At 52.3% G+C, this 3,721-nt stretch carries 6 protein-coding genes; 5 read left to right on the top strand and 1 reads right to left on the bottom strand.

Annotated features, from left to right (window positions below; genetic code table 11):
* Positions 1-128, top strand: a 128-nt coding sequence (locus tag IGR76_16910) for a hypothetical protein (GenBank protein MBF2080144.1), incomplete at its 5' end; no start/stop codon positions are given.
* A gap of 218 nt (positions 129-346) precedes the next feature.
* Here IGR76_16910 and IGR76_16905 read toward each other — a convergent pair.
* The gene (locus IGR76_16905; protein MBF2080143.1) at positions 347-1,021 is read right to left on the bottom strand and encodes a Pr6Pr family membrane protein; all 675 of its coding nucleotides are present in this window, start codon (positions 1,019-1,021) and stop codon (positions 347-349) included.
* 189 nt (positions 1,022-1,210) lie between these two features.
* On the opposite strand from IGR76_16905, the gene IGR76_16900 reads away from it, so the two are divergent.
* From IGR76_16900 to IGR76_16885, 4 genes are all read left to right on the top strand, one after another.
* A complete protein-coding gene (locus IGR76_16900; protein ID MBF2080142.1) occupies positions 1,211-2,752 on the top strand; it encodes an AAA family ATPase in 1,542 nt (513 codons plus the stop codon).
* A 137-nt stretch (positions 2,753-2,889) separates the two neighbouring features.
* Positions 2,890-3,033, top strand: a complete 144-nt coding sequence (locus IGR76_16895) for a hypothetical protein (GenBank protein ID MBF2080141.1) — start codon at positions 2,890-2,892, stop codon at positions 3,031-3,033.
* Between the two features lie 43 nt (positions 3,034-3,076).
* The gene (locus tag IGR76_16890; protein ID MBF2080140.1) at positions 3,077-3,310 is read left to right on the top strand and encodes a hypothetical protein; all 234 of its coding nucleotides are present in this window, start codon (positions 3,077-3,079) and stop codon (positions 3,308-3,310) included.
* Positions 3,311-3,336: 26 nt separating this feature from the next.
* A partial coding sequence (locus tag IGR76_16885) for a hypothetical protein (GenBank protein ID MBF2080139.1) occupies positions 3,337-3,721 on the top strand: 385 nt, incomplete at its 3' end.

Below are 3,721 nucleotides of genomic sequence, written 5' to 3'. Positions count from 1 at the left end.
TTTGGGTAACAACGGACGATCTATGGCGAGCGATGAATACCATAGACTCCACCTCAAACCTTACTAGAGGGTTTGTGCTGATCACAAGTCCTGAGGGGGACACAACCGCCGCAACGACTGGAGAATAGTATCGTGCGTGGAGGCAGGTTTTGCCATCAACGTTCGATGCACGATCAGATTACAAACCTTGTTTGGTTCACCCCTAGCCTCCCTTCCGGAAGGGGGAACCCGAGCCAAAGATGGCTTGAAATCCCCCTTTTTATAGACGCAAAGCGGCTTCCCGAAGGGTAGGGGGATTTAGGAGGGTCAAAGCCAGGATTCATTGAGAAATACACTTATTGTCGATCTACTGATTTTGTTTAAGCCAATACCCCGCCAGGCGACCGATGCCAATTAACCCCAGGCTAACGACCGCAAACCCTAGCAATAACTCTAGAGAATTCCACAAAACCTCTGGATAGCCGAGTTTATCCACCTCTAAAAAGGGATAGGGATACCAGTTGAACAGGGCACCGCGCATCAGGGCGATCGCCAAATAGATGAGCGGATAGATCAACCAGACCAGCAAATCGCGCCATTGCAGTCGAGTTTTAGGTACAAACATAGCCCAGAACATCACATAGGCAATCGGAATCACGCTATGCAGCAGATGATGCACAAAGAGCTGTAACCCTTGGGGATTCCAAACGTTTTTGAGGAGCAGGTAATAGGCAACGCCAACCATAATGATGTATCCAGCGATCGCCGTTCGAGTAGACGGATGGGTTAAAAAAGACGAGATCCGATGCCAAGGCACAATCAGCGGAACCGTAAGGGCGATGGCCACCAGCAAATTGGTCAGCACCGTAAAGTAACCAAAGTATCGCGTTGCACCGATCCAGAATCCCAGGCCATCCTCAATCGCCTTATTAGTCGTGATATGGAATTGCAGAACGACGGCAATCCAGGTTAGACCTCCAGTCAATGCAGCATAGAGAGTCGTTGCCAAAGAAAACCGTGAAGATTGGATCGGAGAAGCCATTGGAGGGAAATAGACTAGAAAACAGACGCAAACGTACCCAAAGTGTAGAGCAGTAGGCTTGGAATGGATGCCGAGTTTGGGAACTGCAACGAATTTGTTAACGGATTGAGTGCGATCGCGGAACGGAGACAATAGGTGGCGAACGAACAAGGTATGTCCAATCATCCGATGGTGAATCAACTGGATCTGATGATCCGAGCACGGTTTCCGATCCTCTACATCGTTTCCGTCGAAGAGGAACCTGTGGAAGAGATGCTGCAGGCCGTAGCGACCCAGGCAACGTCTCCCCGAAAACTATTGCTGTGGGATGTGGTGCGGGGATGGGAGGATGACGGTTCCGGCAAAGGCTCGGTGATGGCGGCGTTGAGTCGGGTCGCTAGTGTCACACCGCAAGAGTCGGTGATCTTTGTCCTGCGAGACTTGCACCCATTTTTGAAAGCTCCGATTCAGGAGAAACAGGCTCCGATTATCCGGGAATTGAAGAATCTAGTGCGGGATCTGAAACGCAGTCGCAAAACCGTGATCCTCCTCAGCCCAACCTTAGACATCCCCACGGATCTGGCCGAAGATATCACCGTAATCGACTTCCCGTTACCCACGGCAAGCGATATCGAACGCCTGATTGCCCAAACGGTTCCCACCAATCAATTTCAAATTGAGGGCTTAGCCAAGGAGCAGTTGATCAAAGCGTGTCAAGGCTTGAGTCGTGCCCGAATTCGGCGGGTGCTGGCAATGGCGATCGCCACCAAGCAGTGCATCAACGAAAGTGATATCCAAAGGGTGCTAGATGAGAAAAAGCAAGCGATCCGCCAGACGGGAATTCTAGAGTTTTATCCAACTCAGGATTCCCTCAGCAGCGTGGGCGGGTTAGACAATCTCAAAGATTGGGTGCGGATGCGGCAGGGCACGTTTACCGAAGAGGCGCGACGGTATGGCATTCCCAACCCGAAAGGGGTGCTGCTGGTAGGCATTCAGGGCACGGGCAAATCCCTTTCGGCAAAGACGATCGCCCACGAATGGAGACTCCCCCTGCTGCGACTGGATACGGGACGCTTGTTTGGCGGCATTGTGGGGGAAAGTGAAAGCCGGATTCGCCAAATGATTCAGCTTGCCGAGGCGATCGCCCCTTGTGTCCTATGGATTGACGAAATTGATAAAGCCTTTGGCAACATTACCAGCGGCGTCGATGGCGATTCGGGAACCAGTCGGCGGGTCTTTGGCAGTTTAATTACCTGGATGCAGGAAAAAACGAGTCCAGTCTTTATCGTAGCAACGGCCAATAACGTGCAGATTTTGCCCGCAGAACTGCTGCGAAAAGGACGGTTTGATGAGATCTTTTTTCTCAACTTACCGACGCTTTCGGAACGGCAAGATATTTTTAAGGTACACCTACAACGCCTGCGTCCCAGCCGGCTACGGGAGTTTAACCTGCCTCTGCTAGCAAAACAGGCGAAGGACTTTAGCGGTGCGGAAATTGAGCAGGTGATTATTGACGGGATGCACCGGGCGTTTGCCACCCTGCATCAGGGACAGCGGCGCGATTTCACCACCGAAGATATTTTGCTGTCTATTGAAGAAACGGTTCCCCTAGCGGCGATCGCCCATGAGCAAATCATCCGCCTCAAGCGCTGGGCCGCCGAAGCCGGGGCACGCACAGCCTCCCGTGATGCATCGTTGACGGATGAGCTAAAACGCTACACCACCCCTCCAGAACCTAGGGCAAACCCATGAAAACGACTGGGAAAGGATCTGGATGCGGTAAGGATCATTACCCAAACGGCTCCAGTCGTAGCGGTGCTCTCGGCTGATTTTGCCGTTGATACGACACTCACTCTCAATCATCGCCACACGTTGCAAGTCGTGCCAGTATGACACCCCTCAATCGTCCGATGGGGTTAGGGACCATTGGGCGATCGCCCAATCCCCATCCCACCCTTCAGAAGCTTAACCTTGCCTTAGTCTCTCACTTGCCCACTCTTAAACAGATTCGCCAAGGGGTTCCGTTATTCTGAGCAATGAGGGATAACGATTGCACCGCAGTAAAGAGAGCAGGCCATGTTCCCAGTGTTGGAATGGGTGATTAAGGGCGGCCCCGTCATGGTGCCGCTAGTGGGATTGTCGGTTTTTACCGTGGCGACTGGATTAGAGAGAGCCTGGTTCTGGTTTCAGCTTATGCGCCAAGAACAGCAGATTGTGAGCGATGTGCTGTACGCGGCACGGGAAGATTTGGACGAAGCGGGGCGATCGCCACTCACGCCCAAGACACGCCCATTGGTCGTTTTCTCTTAGCACCACAACATACAGCTGAATTGACTTTGCCCACGCCCTTCGCCCCCCTTCCGCTGCAAACTGCCTTTGCTAGCAATCTTGAAGGTATGCAAGGAGATTTAACGGCTCAGGGCATCGCACCGTCGCCGCGAACATTTGACAATCCTGAACAATTTTTCACCTCTAGTTCGGTCACTGCCGATCCGTTACCGGGTATTCATCAAATGTGGTGGCTGAACGATCGCCGTCCGGATGAGGTTTCAGCCGAGCTACAGCAGCGCTATGTCGGAACGGATACCCGGTTTGTCAAGGTTCCAGAGGGCTATGGGGGAGGCCAATTATTCGCAATCCAAAATCCCGACGGCCAAACATTTTTTGTAATTGGTCACAGCAAGAAGCACACCGTATTGAGAATAAGGCGTTTCCTTCAGT

It is taken from the genome of Synechococcales cyanobacterium T60_A2020_003, from assembly GCA_015272205.1.
GTDB lineage: Bacteria > Cyanobacteriota > Cyanobacteriia > RECH01 > RECH01 > JACYMB01.
Note: the sequence above shows the minus strand (reverse complement) of the source record. Positions and strands in the feature narration are given on the sequence as shown.

Excerpts from the sequence above, each read along its gene's own strand:
- IGR76_16900 (MBF2080142.1), top strand. The coding sequence starts at position 1,211 with ATGATCCGAGCACGGTTTCCGATCCTCTACATCGTTTCCGTCGAAGAG.
- IGR76_16895 (MBF2080141.1), top strand. The coding sequence starts at position 2,890 with ATGACACCCCTCAATCGTCCGATGGGGTTAGGGACCATTGGGCGATCG.
- IGR76_16905 (MBF2080143.1), bottom strand. The coding sequence starts at position 1,021 with ATGGCTTCTCCGATCCAATCTTCACGGTTTTCTTTGGCAACGACTCTC.
- IGR76_16890 (MBF2080140.1), top strand. The coding sequence starts at position 3,077 with ATGTTCCCAGTGTTGGAATGGGTGATTAAGGGCGGCCCCGTCATGGTG.